Origin of the sequence: Comamonas trifloxystrobinivorans (assembly GCF_043359985.1) — a bacterium.
GTDB lineage: Bacteria > Pseudomonadota > Gammaproteobacteria > Burkholderiales > Burkholderiaceae_C > Comamonas > Comamonas trifloxystrobinivorans.
In genome coordinates, this window is record NZ_JBHZGV010000007.1 from 222,148 (window position 1) to 236,961 (window position 14,814).

16 protein-coding genes are annotated in these 14,814 nt (G+C 61.7%); 6 read left to right on the forward strand and 10 right to left on the reverse strand.

Going from position 1 to position 14,814, the window contains the following annotated elements:
* Nucleotides 1–26 precede the first annotated feature (26 nt).
* Genes ACFIQF_RS10310 through ACFIQF_RS10320 form a run of 3 tightly spaced genes read left to right on the forward strand, consistent with a single transcriptional unit; the run spans nucleotide 27 to nucleotide 1,527 of the window.
* Complete coding sequence (locus ACFIQF_RS10310; RefSeq protein ID WP_393942537.1) at nucleotides 27–914, forward strand: LysR family transcriptional regulator; 888 nt, start codon at nucleotides 27–29, stop codon at nucleotides 912–914.
* Between the two features lie 44 nt (nucleotides 915–958).
* Nucleotides 959–1,261: a hypothetical protein gene (locus ACFIQF_RS10315; RefSeq protein WP_393942538.1), complete on the forward strand. Its 303-nt coding sequence runs from the start codon at nucleotides 959–961 to the stop codon at nucleotides 1,259–1,261.
* Nucleotides 1,219–1,527 (forward strand): HigA family addiction module antitoxin, encoded by a 309-nt coding sequence (locus ACFIQF_RS10320; RefSeq protein ID WP_393942540.1) that lies wholly within the window; start codon nucleotides 1,219–1,221, stop codon nucleotides 1,525–1,527. The genes ACFIQF_RS10315 and ACFIQF_RS10320 overlap by 43 nt, the downstream gene beginning before the upstream one ends.
* Nucleotides 1,528–1,627: 100 nt before the next feature.
* Here the strand turns inward: ACFIQF_RS10320 and typA are convergent, their stop codons facing one another.
* The 7 genes from typA to ACFIQF_RS10355 all read right to left on the reverse strand — a co-directional run bounded on the left by typA (nucleotide 1,628) and on the right by ACFIQF_RS10355 (nucleotide 10,527).
* A complete protein-coding gene (gene typA / locus ACFIQF_RS10325) occupies nucleotides 1,628–3,460 on the reverse strand; it encodes a translational GTPase TypA (RefSeq protein ID WP_393942542.1) in 1,833 nt (610 codons plus the stop codon).
* Nucleotides 3,457–4,449: a tRNA pseudouridine(55) synthase TruB gene (gene truB, locus ACFIQF_RS10330; protein WP_393942544.1), complete on the reverse strand. Its 993-nt coding sequence runs from the start codon at nucleotides 4,447–4,449 to the stop codon at nucleotides 3,457–3,459. Before truB ends, typA begins: the two co-directional genes overlap by 4 nt.
* Nucleotides 4,450–4,455: 6 nt before the next feature.
* On the reverse strand, nucleotides 4,456–4,833 hold the full coding sequence (rbfA, locus tag ACFIQF_RS10335; protein ID WP_393942546.1) for a 30S ribosome-binding factor RbfA: 378 nt from the start codon (nucleotides 4,831–4,833) through the stop codon (nucleotides 4,456–4,458).
* Between the two features lie 83 nt (nucleotides 4,834–4,916).
* Nucleotides 4,917–7,781 (reverse strand): translation initiation factor IF-2, encoded by a 2,865-nt coding sequence (gene infB, locus ACFIQF_RS10340; protein ID WP_393942548.1) that lies wholly within the window; start codon nucleotides 7,779–7,781, stop codon nucleotides 4,917–4,919.
* A 23-nt stretch (nucleotides 7,782–7,804) separates the two neighbouring features.
* Nucleotides 7,805–9,289: a transcription termination factor NusA gene (gene nusA / locus ACFIQF_RS10345; protein ID WP_393942549.1), complete on the reverse strand. Its 1,485-nt coding sequence runs from the start codon at nucleotides 9,287–9,289 to the stop codon at nucleotides 7,805–7,807.
* Between the two features lie 66 nt (nucleotides 9,290–9,355).
* The gene (gene rimP / locus ACFIQF_RS10350) at nucleotides 9,356–9,952 is read right to left on the reverse strand and encodes a ribosome maturation factor RimP (RefSeq protein ID WP_393942550.1); all 597 of its coding nucleotides are present in this window, start codon (nucleotides 9,950–9,952) and stop codon (nucleotides 9,356–9,358) included.
* A gap of 200 nt (nucleotides 9,953–10,152) precedes the next feature.
* A complete protein-coding gene (locus ACFIQF_RS10355) occupies nucleotides 10,153–10,527 on the reverse strand; it encodes a thioredoxin family protein (protein WP_393942551.1) in 375 nt (124 codons plus the stop codon).
* A 175-nt stretch (nucleotides 10,528–10,702) separates the two neighbouring features.
* On the opposite strand from ACFIQF_RS10355, the gene ACFIQF_RS10360 reads away from it, so the two are divergent.
* Both ACFIQF_RS10360 and ACFIQF_RS10365 read left to right on the forward strand, forming a co-directional pair.
* Entirely contained in the window at nucleotides 10,703–11,683 is a 981-nt protein-coding gene (locus ACFIQF_RS10360) for a DnaJ C-terminal domain-containing protein (protein WP_393942552.1), read from the forward strand.
* A 2-nt stretch (nucleotides 11,684–11,685) separates the two neighbouring features.
* Nucleotides 11,686–12,012, forward strand: a complete 327-nt coding sequence (locus ACFIQF_RS10365) for a chaperone modulator CbpM (protein ID WP_393942553.1) — start codon at nucleotides 11,686–11,688, stop codon at nucleotides 12,010–12,012.
* 178 nt (nucleotides 12,013–12,190) lie between these two features.
* Here the strand turns inward: ACFIQF_RS10365 and ACFIQF_RS10370 are convergent, their stop codons facing one another.
* Nucleotides 12,191–12,361 carry a hypothetical protein gene (locus ACFIQF_RS10370; protein WP_393942555.1) on the reverse strand — a complete coding sequence of 57 codons (171 nt, stop codon included), beginning with the start codon at nucleotides 12,359–12,361 and terminating at the stop codon, nucleotides 12,191–12,193.
* A 240-nt stretch (nucleotides 12,362–12,601) separates the two neighbouring features.
* Here ACFIQF_RS10370 and ACFIQF_RS10375 point away from each other — a divergent pair, with 240 nt between their 5' ends.
* Entirely contained in the window at nucleotides 12,602–13,207 is a 606-nt protein-coding gene (locus ACFIQF_RS10375; RefSeq protein ID WP_393942557.1) for a lipocalin family protein, read from the forward strand.
* A 91-nt stretch (nucleotides 13,208–13,298) separates the two neighbouring features.
* Here ACFIQF_RS10375 and ACFIQF_RS10380 read toward each other — a convergent pair whose 3' ends face one another.
* Together ACFIQF_RS10380 and ACFIQF_RS10385 are read right to left on the reverse strand one after the other, a co-directional pair.
* Entirely contained in the window at nucleotides 13,299–14,042 is a 744-nt protein-coding gene (locus tag ACFIQF_RS10380; RefSeq protein ID WP_393942558.1) for an ABC transporter ATP-binding protein, read from the reverse strand.
* Nucleotides 14,039–14,809, reverse strand: a complete 771-nt coding sequence (locus ACFIQF_RS10385; protein ID WP_393942559.1) for an ABC transporter ATP-binding protein — start codon at nucleotides 14,807–14,809, stop codon at nucleotides 14,039–14,041. Before ACFIQF_RS10385 ends, ACFIQF_RS10380 begins: the two co-directional genes overlap by 4 nt.
* Nucleotides 14,810–14,814 lie beyond the last annotated feature (5 nt).

Here is a 14,814-nt window from a genome sequence, read left to right on the forward strand (position 1 = left end):
CAGATGCTGATACACCGGAGATATCAATGGACCTGCGCCAACTGCGCCACTTCGTCACGCTGGCGCATACCTTGAACTACCGCCAGGCTGCTGAGCAGCTGCATATGTCGCAGCCGCCGCTGTCGCAGTCGATCCGCAAGCTCGAAGACGAGCTGGGCGTGCAACTGTTCGAGCGCGACCGGCGCGGCACGATGCTCAGCACCGCCGGCGTTGCGGCGCTGGAGAGCGCCAAGTTGGCGCTTTTTCATGCGCAGCAGGTCAAAGCGGTATCGCAATCCACGGCCAGCGGCGAGATTGGGCGGCTGCATATCGGCTTTATCGGGTCAGCCACCTTCTCGCTGATCCCGCAGCTGGTGCAGGCTTTTCGCAGCGCCTACCCTGCCATCGATCTGGTGCTGACCGAATCCACCACGCGCGAGATCTGCACCCATGTCGCCAACGGCGATTTCGACGCCGGCCTGCTGCGCTACCCGGTAACGCAGGCGAGCGACCTGGCCATCACCATGGTCGAGCCCGACCGCCTGATTGCCGCCCTGCCCGCCGGCAACCCGCTGCTGATCAAGGACGAGCTGCGCCTGCTCGACCTGGCCAACGAGCCCTTTGTGAACTACCGCCCCAGCGAAGTGCCCGGCCTGCACGCGCTGGTGGTGCTAGCCTGCCAGAACGCCGGTTTCATGCCGCAAATCAAGCAACACGCCGTGCAGGCGCAAACCTTGGTGAGTTTGGTTGGCGCAGGTTTGGGCGTGGCCCTGGTGCCCGCCGTGGTGGCCAAGGCATCGACCCCAGGCGTGGTCTTCCGCGAACTGGCCGATACCGAGAACCTGCCGCATATCGGCATTGCCTTAGCGCTGAACCAGCGCCAGCCGGTGGCTACGGCGCAGAGGCTGCGGGATTTGCTTTTGCGGTTGGGGTAGGTTGCCGCACGGGGCGATTTACAGAACCCATTGATGGTGCGCAAATGCGCCATCCATTGGACTTTGCCTTTGGGCGCGGCTGGCGCAAAGTAGCTCATTGGTCGCAACGCATGAAACTCCTGCTTACCCCCATCCGTACCGAAGAAGACTACTTGGCCGCGTTGAAAATGGCCGAGGCGTTCTTTGATGCTGCAACAGAACCAGCCCCCACCAGTGCGGATGGTGTCAGCTTTGATGCCTTGGTGACTTTGATTGAGGCCTATGAGCGCCGGCGCTACCCGATTACCACTGAAAGGAAGCCCACATGGCCCGACAAATCCCATGGCCGCACCCCGGCGAAATCTTGATGGAGGAATGGCTGCAGCCCATGGGCTTGAGCCAGTATGCGCTGGCCAAAGCGATTGATGTGCCGCCGCGCCGCATCAACGAGATCGTCAAAGGCTTGCGGGGCATCAGCGCTGATACGGCGGTGCGCCTAGCCGCCTATTTTGGTACCTCAGCCCAGTCTTGGTTGAACCTGCAAACCCAGTTTGAGCTGGCTGCAGCGGAAGAAGCGCTGGCCGATGTGATTGCCCGTATCCAACAAGCTCGCCCCAAAGCACTGCAGTGCTGAGACCAGCTGAGAAGCCACTGCCAGCCGCACTGCCCCGCCCGCAAAAAAGGCCGCAATTGCGGCCTTTGTGGTGCTTGCAGCCCAGCTGCAGCGAAAACGCTTAAGCGTTGTTTTCGCGGTGGGCACGCTTGCGGTCGTGCTCCTTGAGGAAGCGCTTGCGCACGCGCAGGCTGGTGGGGGTGATCTCCAGCAGCTCGTCGTCTTCGATGAACTCCACACCGTATTCCAGCGACAGCTCGATAGGAGGCGTGATCTTGATCGCGTCTTCCTTGCCGCTGACGCGGAAGTTGGTCAGCTGCTTGGTACGGGTGGCGTTCACCACCAGGTCGTTGTCGCGGCTGTGGATACCGACAATCATGCCTTCGTACACGGGGTCGTTGGGCTTGACGAACATGCGGCCACGGTCGTCGAGCTTGCCCAAGGCGTAGGTGAAGATTTCACCGTCGTCCATCGAGATCAGCACGCCGTTCTTGCGGCCACCGATTTCGCCCTTATGGGGTTCGTAGCTGTCGAAGATGTTGGCGATCAGGCCGGAACCACGGGTCAGGTTCAGGAATTCGTTGGTGAAACCGATCAGGCCACGGGCCGGGATGCGGTATTCCAGACGGACGCGGCCGCGGCCATCGGGTTCCATGTTCACCAACTCGCCCTTGCGCTCGCCCAGGGCTTGCATCACGCCGCCTTGGTGGCCTTCTTCGATGTCGGCCGTCACCAGCTCGATAGGCTCGCACTTCACGCCGTCGATCATCTGCATCACCACGCGTGGCTTGGAGACAGCCAGCTCGTAGCCTTCGCGGCGCATTTCTTCCAGCAAAATGGTCAGGTGCAGTTCACCACGGCCGGAGACTTCAAAGATACCGTCTTCGTCGGTTTCCTTGACGCGCAGAGCCACGTTGGAGCGCAGTTCCTTTTGCAGACGATCCCAGATCTGGCGGCTGGTCACGTACTTGCCTTCGCGGCCTGCCAGAGGCGAGGTGTTCACGCAGAAGTTCATGGTCAGCGTGGGCTCGTCAATCTTCAGCATCGGCAGAGGCTGGGGATTGGCCGGGTCGGTGATGGTTTCGCCGATACCGATGTTTTCGATACCGCTGACCAGCACGATCTCAGAAGGACCGGCTTCGGTCGCTTGCACGCGGTCAATACCTTGGAAGGTGTGGACCTGGTTGATCTTGCCCGAGTAGGTCTTGCCGTCGGGGCCGGCCATCACGGCCACTTGCTGGCCGGGCTTGAGCGTACCTTGGGTGATGCGGCCCACGCCGATACGACCCACGAAGGTGGAGTAGTCCAGCGCCGAGACTTGCAGCTGCAGCGGTGCCGAAGCATCGCCTTGCACCGAAGGCACGTGTTCCAGAATGGTTTCGAACAGGGCCGACATGTCGGGGCCCCATTGGGCACCGGGCTCGCCCTCTTCCTTGGACGACCAGCCGTTGATACCGGAGGCGTAGACCACGGGGAAGTCGAGCTGTTCGTCGGTAGCACCGAGCTTGTCGAACAGGTCAAAAGCAGCGTTCACGACCTTGTCGGGGTTGGCACCGGGCTTGTCGACCTTGTTCACCACGACGATGGGCTTGAGGCCCAGGGCCAGTGCCTTCTTGGTCACAAAGCGCGTTTGGGGCATGGGGCCTTCTTGCGCGTCGATCAGCAGCACCACACCGTCCACCATGGACAGGGCGCGCTCCACTTCACCGCCGAAGTCCGCGTGGCCGGGGGTGTCGAGGATGTTGATGTGGGTACCGTTCCAGGAGACGGCGCAGTTCTTAGCCAAGATAGTAATGCCACGCTCACGCTCAATGGCGTGGTTGTCCATCACCGTGTCCACGACTTTTTCGTGCTCGGCGAAGGTACCGGACTGGCGCAGCAGCTGGTCAACCATGGTGGTCTTGCCATGGTCAACGTGCGCGATGATCGCAATGTTGCGGATTTGTTTGCTCATGATGTTTCCAAAATGCCGCTGGCTTGTGGACGCGGCGTTCCTTCCAAAATTTGTTGTATCTCGATGGGGCTGAGCAGCCGGTCGGGAATCAGCTCCCGCGCCCGGATATGTGCTACCCCAAGCAGCGCGGGAGGATCTTCTCCGTAGACCGCAACGGCCTGCTCGTCCGCCCAGTCTCCTCGGCGGCGCAGGCCAGACAAAAATCTGGCTGCATTATCACTATCCAGCGTGACACGTGTGTGCTCTGCCAATAATGTGTCTACCGGCAGTACGTGTTGCAGGCGCTCGGCATCGGGCGTGGCTTCGATCTGCTCGATAGTGACGCAGCGCGAGAGATCAATGCCACCGGTTTCGATGCGACGCAGGCTGCGCAAATGCGCGCCCGCGCCCAAGGCCTTGCCAATGTCTTCGGCCAACGTGCGCACATACGTGCCCTTGCTGCATTGCACCAGCATTTTCAGGGCCACGAAGTCAGATACCGCCGCATCCAGCGCCAGTTCCAGGCGGAAGATGGTGACGGCACGCGCTTCGCGCTCTACCGTGATGCCGGCGCGGGCGTATTCGTACAAGGCTTTGCCGTCGCGCTTCAAAGCGCTGTACATCGGCGGTACTTGTTCGATGGGGCCACGAAACCGGGCAGCAGCCGCTTCCAGCAGCTCGGGTGTGAGCGTGGCGCGGTCCACCGGCCAGGTTTGCAGCACCTCGCCTTCGGCGTCGCCCGTGGTCGTGGTGGCACCCAGGCACACGACGGCTTCGTAGGTTTTCGGCGCATCGAGCTGCAGCTGGCTGAACTTGGTGGCGGCGCCAAAGCACAGTGGCAGCACGCCAGTAGCCAACGGATCGAGTGTGCCGGTGTGGCCGGCTTTTTCGGCGCGCAGCAGCCACTTCACCTTTTGCAAGGCGTCGTTGCTGGACAGGCCAATGGGTTTATCGAGCAGCACCACCCCATGCACAGGGCGCCGCTGCACCCTGGTACGAGTGGCGGTCATATGCGCTTAACCTTCTTCCGGGCCGCGCGACGCCACTGCCTTGGCGATGAGGGCGTTCATGTCGGCCGCACGCTCGGTGGTGCGGTCGTAGATGAAGTGCAAAGTGGGCACGGTGTGAATGTGCAAACGCTTGAACAAGCCATTGCGCAGAAAACCTGCGGCCTGGTTCAGCGCCTCTTGGGTCTGGTCGGGATCGCCTACCAGCAAGCTGAAGTACACCTTGGCGTGGGCGTAGTCGGGCGTCACCTCTACCGCTTGCAGGGTGACCATGCCGACCCGCGGGTCCTTCAACTCGCGCGCGATCAGCTCCGCCAGATCGCGCTGGATCTGGTCAGAGACTTTGAAGCTGCGGTTGGGTGCAGCAGATTTGCGTTTGGTTGCCATGTAGTAATTGGGAGCTAGTAGCGCTTGCCGCGCAAAGGCTTCGTGTGGAACCCCTTGCGCGCCAAGCGCTGACTGCCATCGCTTTACAGCGTACGGGCGATTTCCTTGATCTCGAACACTTCGAGCATGTCGCCTTCTTTGATGTCGTTGTAGTTGCGCAGCTTGATACCGCACTCGAAGCCTTCCTTGACTTCCTTGACATCGTCCTTCATGCGGCGCAGCGATTCGATCTCACCCGTGTAGATGACCACGTTGTCGCGCAGCAGACGGAAGTGTGCGTTGCGGGTAACGTGACCCTGGGTGATGTACGAACCGGCCACGGTACCGATCTTGGAGGCCACGAACACGGTGCGGATCTCGGCCATACCGATGATCTCTTCGCGCTGCTCGGGAGCCAGCATGCCGGACATGGCGGCCTTCAACTCATCGACGGCGTCGTAAATGATGTTGTAGTAGCGCACATCCACATCATTGCCTTCGGCGGTCTTGCGTGCCTGCGCATCAGCGCGCACGTTGAAGCCGATGACGATGGCTTTGGAAGCCAGGGCCAGGTTGATGTCCGATTCGGAGATACCACCGACGCCGGCATACACCATCTGCACCTTGACCTCGTCGGTCGAGAGCTTGAGCAGCGAAGCGGCCAGCGCTTCTTGCGAACCCTGGGTGTCGGCCTTGATGATGATAGGCAGCGTTTGCACGTTGCCCGCACCCATTTCGGCGAACATGTTCTCCAGCTTGGCCGCTTGTTGCTTGGCCAGCTTGGTGTTGCGGAACTTGCCAGCGCGGTAGGTGGCGATTTCACGGGCGCGGCGCTCATCGGGCAGCACCATGAAGTCATCACCGGCTTGCGGCACATCGGACAGACCCTGGATTTCGACCGGGATCGAAGGACCTGCGTCCTTGGCGACCTTGCCGTCTTCGTCCATCATGGCGCGCACGCGGCCATAGGTTTGGCCGGCCAGCACCACATCGCCCACCTTCAGCGTACCGGACTGCACCAGCACCGTGGCCACAGGGCCGCGGCCCTTGTCCAGCTGGGCTTCGATCACGAGGCCCTTGGCGTTGGCTTCCACCGGCGCCTTCAACTCCAGCACTTCGGCTTGCAGCAGCACTTGCTCGAGCAGCTCGTCAATGCCAGCACCGGTCTTGGACGACACGGCCACGAAGGGCGAATCACCGCCGTATTCTTCTGGCAGCACGTCTTCAACGACCAGCTCTTGCTTGACCTTGTCAGGATTCGCATCAGGCTTGTCGGCCTTGGTGATGGCCACCACGATAGGAACACCAGCCGCCTTGGCGTGCTTGATGGCTTCCTTGGTCTGGGGCATCACGCCGTCGTCGGCAGCGGCCACCAGAATCACGATGTCGGTCGACTGGGCACCGCGAGCACGCATGGCCGTGAAGGCCTCGTGACCGGGGGTGTCCAGGAAGGTGATCATGCCGCGAGGGGTCTTGACGTGGTAGGCGCCAATGTGCTGCGTAATACCACCGGCTTCGCCCGCCGCCACCTTGGTGCGACGGATGTAATCCAGCAGCGAGGTCTTGCCGTGGTCGACGTGACCCATCACGGTCACCACCGGTGCGCGTGGCAGCATTTCTGCTTCGGCCTGGGATTCTTCCTCGGCGGTGAACGCTTCCGGATCGTCCAGGGCGGCAACGTGCGCCTTGTGGCCCATTTCCTCAACCACGATCATCGCGGTGTCCTGGTCCAGCGGCTGGTTGATGGTGACCATCTGGCCCATCTTCATCAGCGCCTTGATGACTTCGGACGCCTTGATCGCCATCTTGTGTGCCAGCTCGGACACGGTGATGGTTTCTGGCACGTAAACGTCCAGCACGCGGGCTTCCACCGGAGCGGCGGCCTGGTGACGCTGGTCGTGGCGGTCATTGCCACGGCGGCCACCGCCACGCGGGCCCGAACGCCAGTTGTTGCCACCGCGGTTGCCCACGCCACCCGAGGAATCACCACGGGTCTTGATTTCTTTCTTCTTGCCGTTGCTGTCGTTCTGGTTGCTCCAGCTCGACGACAGCTTGGCCGACTTGACTTCCTTGTTGGCACCTGCGCCGGCGCCAGCACCCGTCTTGGGCGCACCGGCAGCGCCAGCGGCTGGCTTGTGCAGCGTGCCCTTCTTGGCTTCGGCGGCCTTGGCAGCGGCTTCCTTGCGCTCGTCCGAAGGCTTCTTGGCCACCAGCACCTTCTTGGGTGCGTTCATCATGGCGCGGATAGCTTCGGCTTCAGCCAGTGCCTTGCGGCGGCGCTCGTCCAGGTCGACCGCACGGGCGGTTTCTTCGGCTTCGCGGGCCTTGGATTCTTCTTCGGCCTTGCGCTTGGCTTCTTCCTGGGCGGCCAGGCGGGCAGCGGCTTCGGCAGCGTGCTCGCGCTTTTCCTCTTCCTTGGCGGCCTTGGCCTCAGCGACCTTGGCGGCTTCGGAAGCGGCGTAAGCGGCAGCGCGCTCTTCGGCTTCGCGTTCGCGGCGCTCGCGCTCGGCGCGCTCCGCACGCTCTTGCGCCAGATCGGCCTCTTGCTTGCTGATAGCGTCCACTTCGCGGCGGGCTTCTTCCTCGCGCTTGACCAGATCGGCTTTGTGCTCGGCTTCCTTTTGCTTGGTTTCAGCGTGCTTGATCGCCTCTTCCGAATTGGCTTCGGCCACGTCGTCACGCTTGACGAAGGTGCGCTTCTTGCGCACTTCCACCTGGATCGTACGGGCCTTGCCGGTGGCGTCAGCCTGTTTGATTTCGCTGGTGGACTTCTTGGTCAAGGTGATCTTCTTGCGGTCAGCAGAGCCATGCGCGGCCTGCAGGTGAGACAACAGCTTTTGCTTGTCGGTCTCGGTCAGTGCATCGGACGCAGCTTGCTTGGGCACACCTGCAGATTGCAGTTGCTCCAGCAAGGTTTCCGGCGATTTTTTGAGTTCAGCGGCGAACTCAGCAACAGTATTACTCGACATATCTTGTTCCGTGCCTCCTGACCTTATTCCTGTCCATCAAACCAGTGCTCGCGCGCCTTCAAAATCAAGGCTTTCGCGTCGTCTTCTGACTGGCCGGTCAGCTCGGTCAATTCATCAATGGCCAGATCGGCCAGCTCGTCACGCGTGTGGATTCCGCCAGCTTCGAGCTTGGCGACCAGCTCAGGCGTCATCCCTTCCAGATCACGCAGTTCTTGGGAAACACGGGCAACACTCTCTTCACGGGCAATTTCCAGCGTCAGCAGCGCATCTTTGGCGCGCGTACGCAGTTCATTGACCGTTTCTTCATCAAAGCTCTCAATCTCCAGCATTTCCTGCAGCGGCACATAGGCCACTTCTTCGAGGCTGGAGAAGCCTTCTTCGATCAGGATGTCGGCGATTTCGGCGTCCACATCCAGTTTTTCCATGAACAGCTTGCGCGAAGTACTGGTTTCTTCTTCTTGCTTCTGGGCCGATTCGGCCGCGTCCATGATGTTGATTTTCCAACCGGTGAGGTCGGAGGCCAGACGCACGTTCTGGCCGCCACGGCCGATGGCGATCGCGAGGTTTTCCTCGTCCACCACCACGTCCATCGCATGCTTTTCTTCATCGACCACGATCGACGACACATTGGCCGGGGCCAGAGCGCCAATCACGAACTGGGCCGGGTCTTCCGACCACAGCACGATGTCGACGCGCTCGCCAGCGAGCTCATTGGTGACCACGTTCACGCGACTGCCACGCAAACCGACGCAGGTACCGATCGGGTCGATACGCTTGTCGTGGCTCAGCACGGCGATCTTGGCGCGGCTGCCAGGGTCGCGGGCGCAGCTCTTGATCTCCAGCAGGCCTTGCTCGATCTCGGGCACTTCGTTGCGGAACAGCTCCACCATGAATTCAGGCGCCGAGCGCGAGAGCAGGATGGGCGCGCCGCGCAGCGTCAGATCCACGTCCATGATCATGGCACGCACGCGGTCGCCGTTGCGCAGGTTTTCTTTGGGGATCATCTCCGAGCGGCGCAGACGGCCTTCGACACGGCCCGACTCCACGATCAGGTCGCCCTTGTCCATGCGCTTGACGGTGCCCGAGAAAATCTTGTCGCCACGGGCCATGAACTCGTTGAGCAGCATTTCGCGCTCAGCGTCGCGGATCTTTTGCAAGATCACCTGCTTGGCCGCCATGGCGCCGATACGACCGATAGGCACGGATTCGATCTGCTCTTCCAGATAGTCGCCAATCTGGGCATCGGGCTTGCGGTCGACCGCATCCATCAGCATCTCTTCGGCTTCGGGGTTTTGCAGGCCGGCATCATCGGGCACCACCAGCCAGCGGCGGAAGGTGTCGTAGTCGCCGGTATCGCGGTCGATGGCCACGCGCACATCCACCTCGCCCTCATACAACTTCTTGGTTGCCTGGGCCAGGGCAGATTCCACAGCGCCAAAAACCACATCGCGCTCAACGTTCTTTTCGCGCGCGATGGCATCCACCAGCATCAACAATTCGCGATTCATGCGACGACTCTCCTATTTCAATCTTCAAACAGAAGGTGCACCCACACACCTTCCATAGCATTCGGTTCAGTCTTGCTCTGCGTCCGCATCGCGTGCAGCGCGGCCCTTGAAGCTGACGATCGGCGCCAGACGCGCCTCGCGCAGCTCTTCCAGCGTGAAGCCCAGACTCTGCAGGGGCGCTGGCGGGCGCTTTTTGCTGACACGCACGCCCGGCTTGACGGGGGGCGCATCGCTCCAGACGATTTGCCAGCCACCTTGCTCGGTACGCTCCAGCGTGCCGCGGAATTTCTTGCGATTGGCGCTGATGGCCGTGCCTTCGGCGGCGCTGCCAATGGCCTCTTTCAGCGTCAGATCGACCTCGTGGCCGGTAAAGCGGATGAAATCCTGCTCATGGCGCAATGGGCGATCGATGCCGGGGGACGATACTTCCAGGCGCTTGTAATCGACGCCGTCGACTTCCAGCGCAAACTGCAGCTGACGCGTGACCTTTTCGCAATCCTCGACGGTGACAAACTGTTCTGGCACGCCTTCGGGGCGGGTTTCTTCCGCGCTCCAGGGCAGATCAATGGTGATGCGCAGCAGACCGGCTGCGGAGCGTTCGATCTCCACCAGGTCATAACCCAGGCCGGTCACCGTTTGTTGTGCGATTTCTTGCAAGCTCACGTGTGCTATTTATCCCGCAAATACGAAAAACCCGAGAGCCACGGAAAGTTACACATTCCGCAGCTTCGAGCTGAAAAACATGCGACCAAAAAAAACGGGCGGTTGGCACCGCCCGGTTGGTCGTGTATCCAGCCATTATAGGGGCAAACCAGTAGCGTTGCAACGATTGTGAGGATATTGCAGCGCCAGATACCACCCCATCAGGACGCCCGCTCTGCCAGTACGCGCCGGGTATTGCGCAGCAGCTCATGGGCCGCATCGCCCGCCGGCAAAGGCGCCGCACCATCGCTGACAAAACGCTCCAACATGCGTTGCAAAACGCCAATCTGCGGCAACAGCGGCCCCAAAAACACTGCCTGCTCGCCTTGCGCCACCAGCACCGTGGGGAAAGTGACAATATCGAGCTCGCCCAGCGCCTCTTCCTCGTCTTCCACATCGAGCCAGGCAAATTGCAGCTGCGGCAAAGCCTGCGCCAGCTGCTCAAAAGCGGGCTGGTACTGCTTGCAAGTACCGCACCATTCGGCACACAGACACACCACCAGCCAGGGCGCGGAAGCAGCCACAGTCATACCCATACCATCCTTGGACGCAAAAGCGTGTTTTTACCACCAACAAGGCAGCGCCGCCTTGGCCTGGGCATGCGAAATTCGCACAACGCCCTCTTGAATCATTGAAAAAAGCTACCAAATTCTGAGCAATCAAACTGGCTCCACAATAGTGGTGCCGCCACACCAAACAGGAGCACTGTGCATGGACAAGAACTATTACGAGATTCTGGGGGTGGATAAAAAAGCGTCAGCGGAAGACATCAAAAAAGCCTACCGCAAACTGGCGCGCAAGTACCACCCCGACATTAGCAAGGAAAAAGACGCCGACAAACGCATGGCCGAACTCAACGAGGCCAATGCCGTGCTGTCGGATGCGGAAAAGCGTGCCGAGTACGACGCCATGCTCGACGCCCCACGCGGCTTTGCCGGCGGCGGCGGGCGCGGCGGCAACCCATTCGGCGGCGCCGAAGGCTTTGACAGCGGCGATTTCCACTTCAGCCGCCAACACATGGGCGGCGACGCCGACTACAGCGATTTCTTCAGCCAGATGTTTGGCGACGCAGCCCGCGCCCAGCGCGGTGGCCGCGCTGGCGGTGCGGCCGGCGGCCGCATGCCGCCGATGCGTGGTGACGACCAGCAGGCCAGCATCGAGCTGGACCTGATCGACAGCTACCAGGGCGCAGAGCGCGTGCTGACCTTGAACGGCCGCAGCGTCAACGAACACGGCGCGCTGGAGACGAAGGAACGCCAGCTGCAAGTCAAAATTCCCAAGGGCGTGCGCGAAGGGCAAATGATTCGCCTCGCCGGCCAGGGCGGCCCCGGCTACAACGGCGGCGAAGCCGGCGATCTGTTGCTTGAAGTGCACTTCCGCGCCGACAAGCGCTGGCGCACCGAAGGCAAAGACGTGTACATGCCTTTGCCCGTGGCACCCTGGGAAGCAGCGCTCGGCGGCAGCGCCGAAGTCAAAACACCAGCAGGCACGCTGGAGGTGACAATCCCCGCTGGCTGGTCGGCCGGACGCAAGCTGCGCCTCAAAGGCAAGGGTTTGCCGGCCGCCGCGCCCGGTGATCTGTACCTGGAACTGCAACTGACCACCCCGCCCGCTGACAGCGAGCAGGCCAAGGCCGCCTACGCCGCATTCGCCCAGGCCTTTGCCGGCTTCCAGCCCCGCCAAGGAGTTTGACCATGAGCCACTACAGCGCAAGCATTCACACCACCACGGTGGAAATTCTGGACGACGGCGCCCTGGACGCCGCCACCCTGGCCCGCGCCTGTCACCGCAGCGTGGAATGGGTACAGGCCCGCGTCGTCGACGGCGTTATCACGCCCAGCACCGGCACACGCAGCACGGCTGCACTCACCAGTTGGCGCTTTTCCAGCACGGCCATCGTGCGCGCACGCCGCGTAGCCCAGCTGGAACACATGTACGACGCCGACCCGCAACTGGCCGCCATGACGGTCGACCTGATGGAAGAAGTGCTGGAGCTGCGCCGCAAACTGCGCCAGCTCTGACGGTTGCCTGAGCACCCTGATCGCCCTGGCGTTCAGACAACAAAAAACCCGCATTCAGCTGAATGCGGGTTTTTTTCAAGCCTTTGCGGAAAGTGCGCCATCCGCATGCCGCGCCTGATCGTGGCAAGCGCGGCATGCGGACGGCACAAAACCTGTGCGCCGCAAGGCCGCAGACGGATTAACCGCCCTTGTGCGTACGCTTGCCGGGGTTCTTCTTGCTGCGGGTAGCGGTGCCACGGGCACGGCTGACCTTTTGGCCACGGCCTTCGGAAGGCAGGCTCTTGCCATTAGGCAAAGCAGGTTGAGGGGTGAACTTGCGGTCAGCTTCCGTAACGATTTTGTTGCCCATGCGGGACCTCGCGATAAACAAAAGCGATATTAGGCCACAGATGGCTGGCAGCTGGACAAAAACCGGGGTTAATTCCCACCCAAACGTGCGAAATTAGCCCGCCAGGCGACAGTCCGGGCCGCCAGGCGGCGCACAAAACGTGCTTGGCCTACAAGCGCTTGCGCCCGGGTGCTTGTAAATTTTTTGAACCAGCTTACGATCCGCAGGTCAATTCCATATCTTTGAGGAGAAAGGTGATTTATGGACGAGCTAGAACCGCAAAACCCCCAGCCAGGCCGCTCGATGTGGCTGCCGGCCGTTGCGGTGGGTTTGTCGGCCCTGGCGGCCTATTGGTGGGTGCGCAGCAAACCCCAGAGCGTACGCCCGGCCGCCGTGATCGAGCCCGTGGCCGATTTTGATGTGGAACGCTTTGTCGGCGACTGGTACGAGGTGGCCCGCATCGAGCAAGGTCTGGGCAAGCCGCTGACGCGCTCGCGCATCGAGTACGTGCTGCAAGACGATGGCAGCCTGTCGATCACCAGTCGCGGCTTTCACACCGGCACGCACCGCTGGGTGGAATCCAGTGGCACGGCGCGCTTTGTCGGTTCGCCCCATTTCGGTGCCATGAAGGCCTCGTTCCTGGGGCTGTTTTTCGAGGGCTACCACGTGGTGGCGATCGACCCGGAGTACCGCTGGGCCATGATCATGGGCGACACCACCGATTCGTTCAAACTGCTCTCGCGCACGCCTGTGCTCGACGGAGAAACCACCGACCGCCTGGTCTACCAGGCCGAGCTGATGGGCGTGGAGGCCGACCGCATCCACTGGGTGATGCAGGATGGCGTGAACCCCACCGGACAGTGGTGAAAGGCCTGGCGCTTCATAGTAAGCGCTGAGTTAGAAAAAAAGGAGCTTCGGCTCCTTTTTTGATGCATGCTTGGTTTGCAGTCTTGAGGCTTCAAACCCCCACCAATTTGGCTCCTGACTTTTCTCTCTGCTGCAGCTCAGCCATGCTGCCCTCAAACTGGATCTCGCCTTTTTCCAGCACATAGGCGCGGTCGCTCACCAGTTGGGCGAAGTGCAGGTTTTGCTCGCACAGCAAAATGCTCACGCCGCGTGCCTTGAGCTGCAAAATCATCTGCGCCATTTGCTCGACGATGACAGGCGCCACGCCTTCCGATGGCTCATCCAAAAGCACCAGGTAAGGGTTGCCCATCAAGGTGCGGGCCACGGTGAGCATCTGTTGCTCGCCACCGCTCATCTGGCCGCCTGGGCGCTGTGGCATGGCGGCCAGGTTGGGGAAGAAAGCCAGCAGCTCGGCCACCGTCCAATCGCTGGCGACGCTGCCGTCTGACCAGCGGCGGGCGGGTTGGCGCCCTACTTCCAGGTTTTCCAGCACCGTCAGTTCGGTGAAGATGCGCCGGTCTTCCGGCACATAACCCAGGCCCAGGCGAGCGATTTGCCAGGCATCGGCCTCGGCAATGCTCTGGCCCCGAAACTGCACGCTGCCGCTGCGCCGCTCCAGCAAGCCCATGATGGCCTTGAGCGTGGTGGATTTGCCCGCGCCGTTGCGCCCCATCAGCGCCACCACCTCGCCGCGCCGCACGTTCAGCGACACGCCAAACAAAATATGCGCCGCGCCATACCAGGCGTTGAGTTGCTCTACCTGCAGCAGCATCTCTTGAGCGCTTGGTTCTGTCATGCCGCCTCCTCGCTGTCGTAAGTCTGGCCCTTGCCCAGATAGACGGCTTGCACTTCGGGGTTGTGGCGCACCTCGTCTGGGGTGCCTTCGGCGATCAAGCGGCCACGCGCCAGCACGATGATGCGGTCGGCATAGGCAAACACCACGTCCATGCTGTGCTCGGTAAACAGCACCGCCATCTCGCGCTCGCGTGCCAGGCGCTGCGTCAGCGCCATCAGCTGGTGGCGCTCGGCGGCGGCCATGCCGGCGGTGGGCTCGTCCATCAGCAGCAAAGCGGGCTGGTGCGCAATGGCAATAGCCAGCTCCACGCGCTTTACGTCGCCATAGGCCAGTTCGCTGCAGGCGCGCTCGGCTTGCTCTTGCATGCCTACCAGCGCCAGCAAGTCCAAGGCTTGTTGGCGCTGAAAATCAGCCGCCTTCTGCCACAGCCGGAACACGCGCCCGGCGGCCGAGAGCAGCGCCATCTGCACGTTCTCTACCACGGTCAGCGAGGCAAAGGTTTCGGCAATCTGGAAAGTGCGACCCACGCCCAGGCGCCAAATATCGCGTGGCAGCTTGCCCACCAGCTCGGTGCCGTTCAGCAGCGCCGAGCCCGCATCGGCGCGCAACTGGCCGTTGAGCATGTTGAAGGTTGTCGTCTTGCCTGCGCCGTTGGGGCCAATCAAGGCCAGCACTTCGCCGCGGCGCAAGGCAAAGCCCACATCAGCCACCGCCTGCACGCCGCCAAAGCGCTTGCCCAGGCCAGTCACTTGCAAAAGCTCGGTCATAGAAC

Excerpts from the sequence above, each read along its gene's own strand:
- ACFIQF_RS10310 (WP_393942537.1), top strand. The coding sequence starts at position 27 with ATGGACCTGCGCCAACTGCGCCACTTCGTCACGCTGGCGCATACCTTG.
- ACFIQF_RS10315 (WP_393942538.1), top strand. The coding sequence starts at position 959 with ATGCGCCATCCATTGGACTTTGCCTTTGGGCGCGGCTGGCGCAAAGTA.
- ACFIQF_RS10320 (WP_393942540.1), top strand. The coding sequence starts at position 1,219 with ATGGCCCGACAAATCCCATGGCCGCACCCCGGCGAAATCTTGATGGAG.
- typA (WP_393942542.1), bottom strand. The coding sequence starts at position 3,460 with ATGAGCAAACAAATCCGCAACATTGCGATCATCGCGCACGTTGACCAT.
- truB (WP_393942544.1), bottom strand. The coding sequence starts at position 4,449 with ATGACCGCCACTCGTACCAGGGTGCAGCGGCGCCCTGTGCATGGGGTG.
- rbfA (WP_393942546.1), bottom strand. The coding sequence starts at position 4,833 with ATGGCAACCAAACGCAAATCTGCTGCACCCAACCGCAGCTTCAAAGTC.
- infB (WP_393942548.1), bottom strand. The coding sequence starts at position 7,781 with ATGTCGAGTAATACTGTTGCTGAGTTCGCCGCTGAACTCAAAAAATCG.
- nusA (WP_393942549.1), bottom strand. The coding sequence starts at position 9,289 with ATGAATCGCGAATTGTTGATGCTGGTGGATGCCATCGCGCGCGAAAAG.
- ACFIQF_RS10355 (WP_393942551.1), bottom strand. The coding sequence starts at position 10,527 with ATGGGTATGACTGTGGCTGCTTCCGCGCCCTGGCTGGTGGTGTGTCTG.
- ACFIQF_RS10360 (WP_393942552.1), top strand. The coding sequence starts at position 10,703 with ATGGACAAGAACTATTACGAGATTCTGGGGGTGGATAAAAAAGCGTCA.
- ACFIQF_RS10365 (WP_393942553.1), top strand. The coding sequence starts at position 11,686 with ATGAGCCACTACAGCGCAAGCATTCACACCACCACGGTGGAAATTCTG.
- ACFIQF_RS10370 (WP_393942555.1), bottom strand. The coding sequence starts at position 12,361 with ATGGGCAACAAAATCGTTACGGAAGCTGACCGCAAGTTCACCCCTCAA.
- ACFIQF_RS10375 (WP_393942557.1), top strand. The coding sequence starts at position 12,602 with ATGGACGAGCTAGAACCGCAAAACCCCCAGCCAGGCCGCTCGATGTGG.
- ACFIQF_RS10380 (WP_393942558.1), bottom strand. The coding sequence starts at position 14,042 with ATGACAGAACCAAGCGCTCAAGAGATGCTGCTGCAGGTAGAGCAACTC.
- ACFIQF_RS10385 (WP_393942559.1), bottom strand. The coding sequence starts at position 14,809 with ATGACCGAGCTTTTGCAAGTGACTGGCCTGGGCAAGCGCTTTGGCGGC.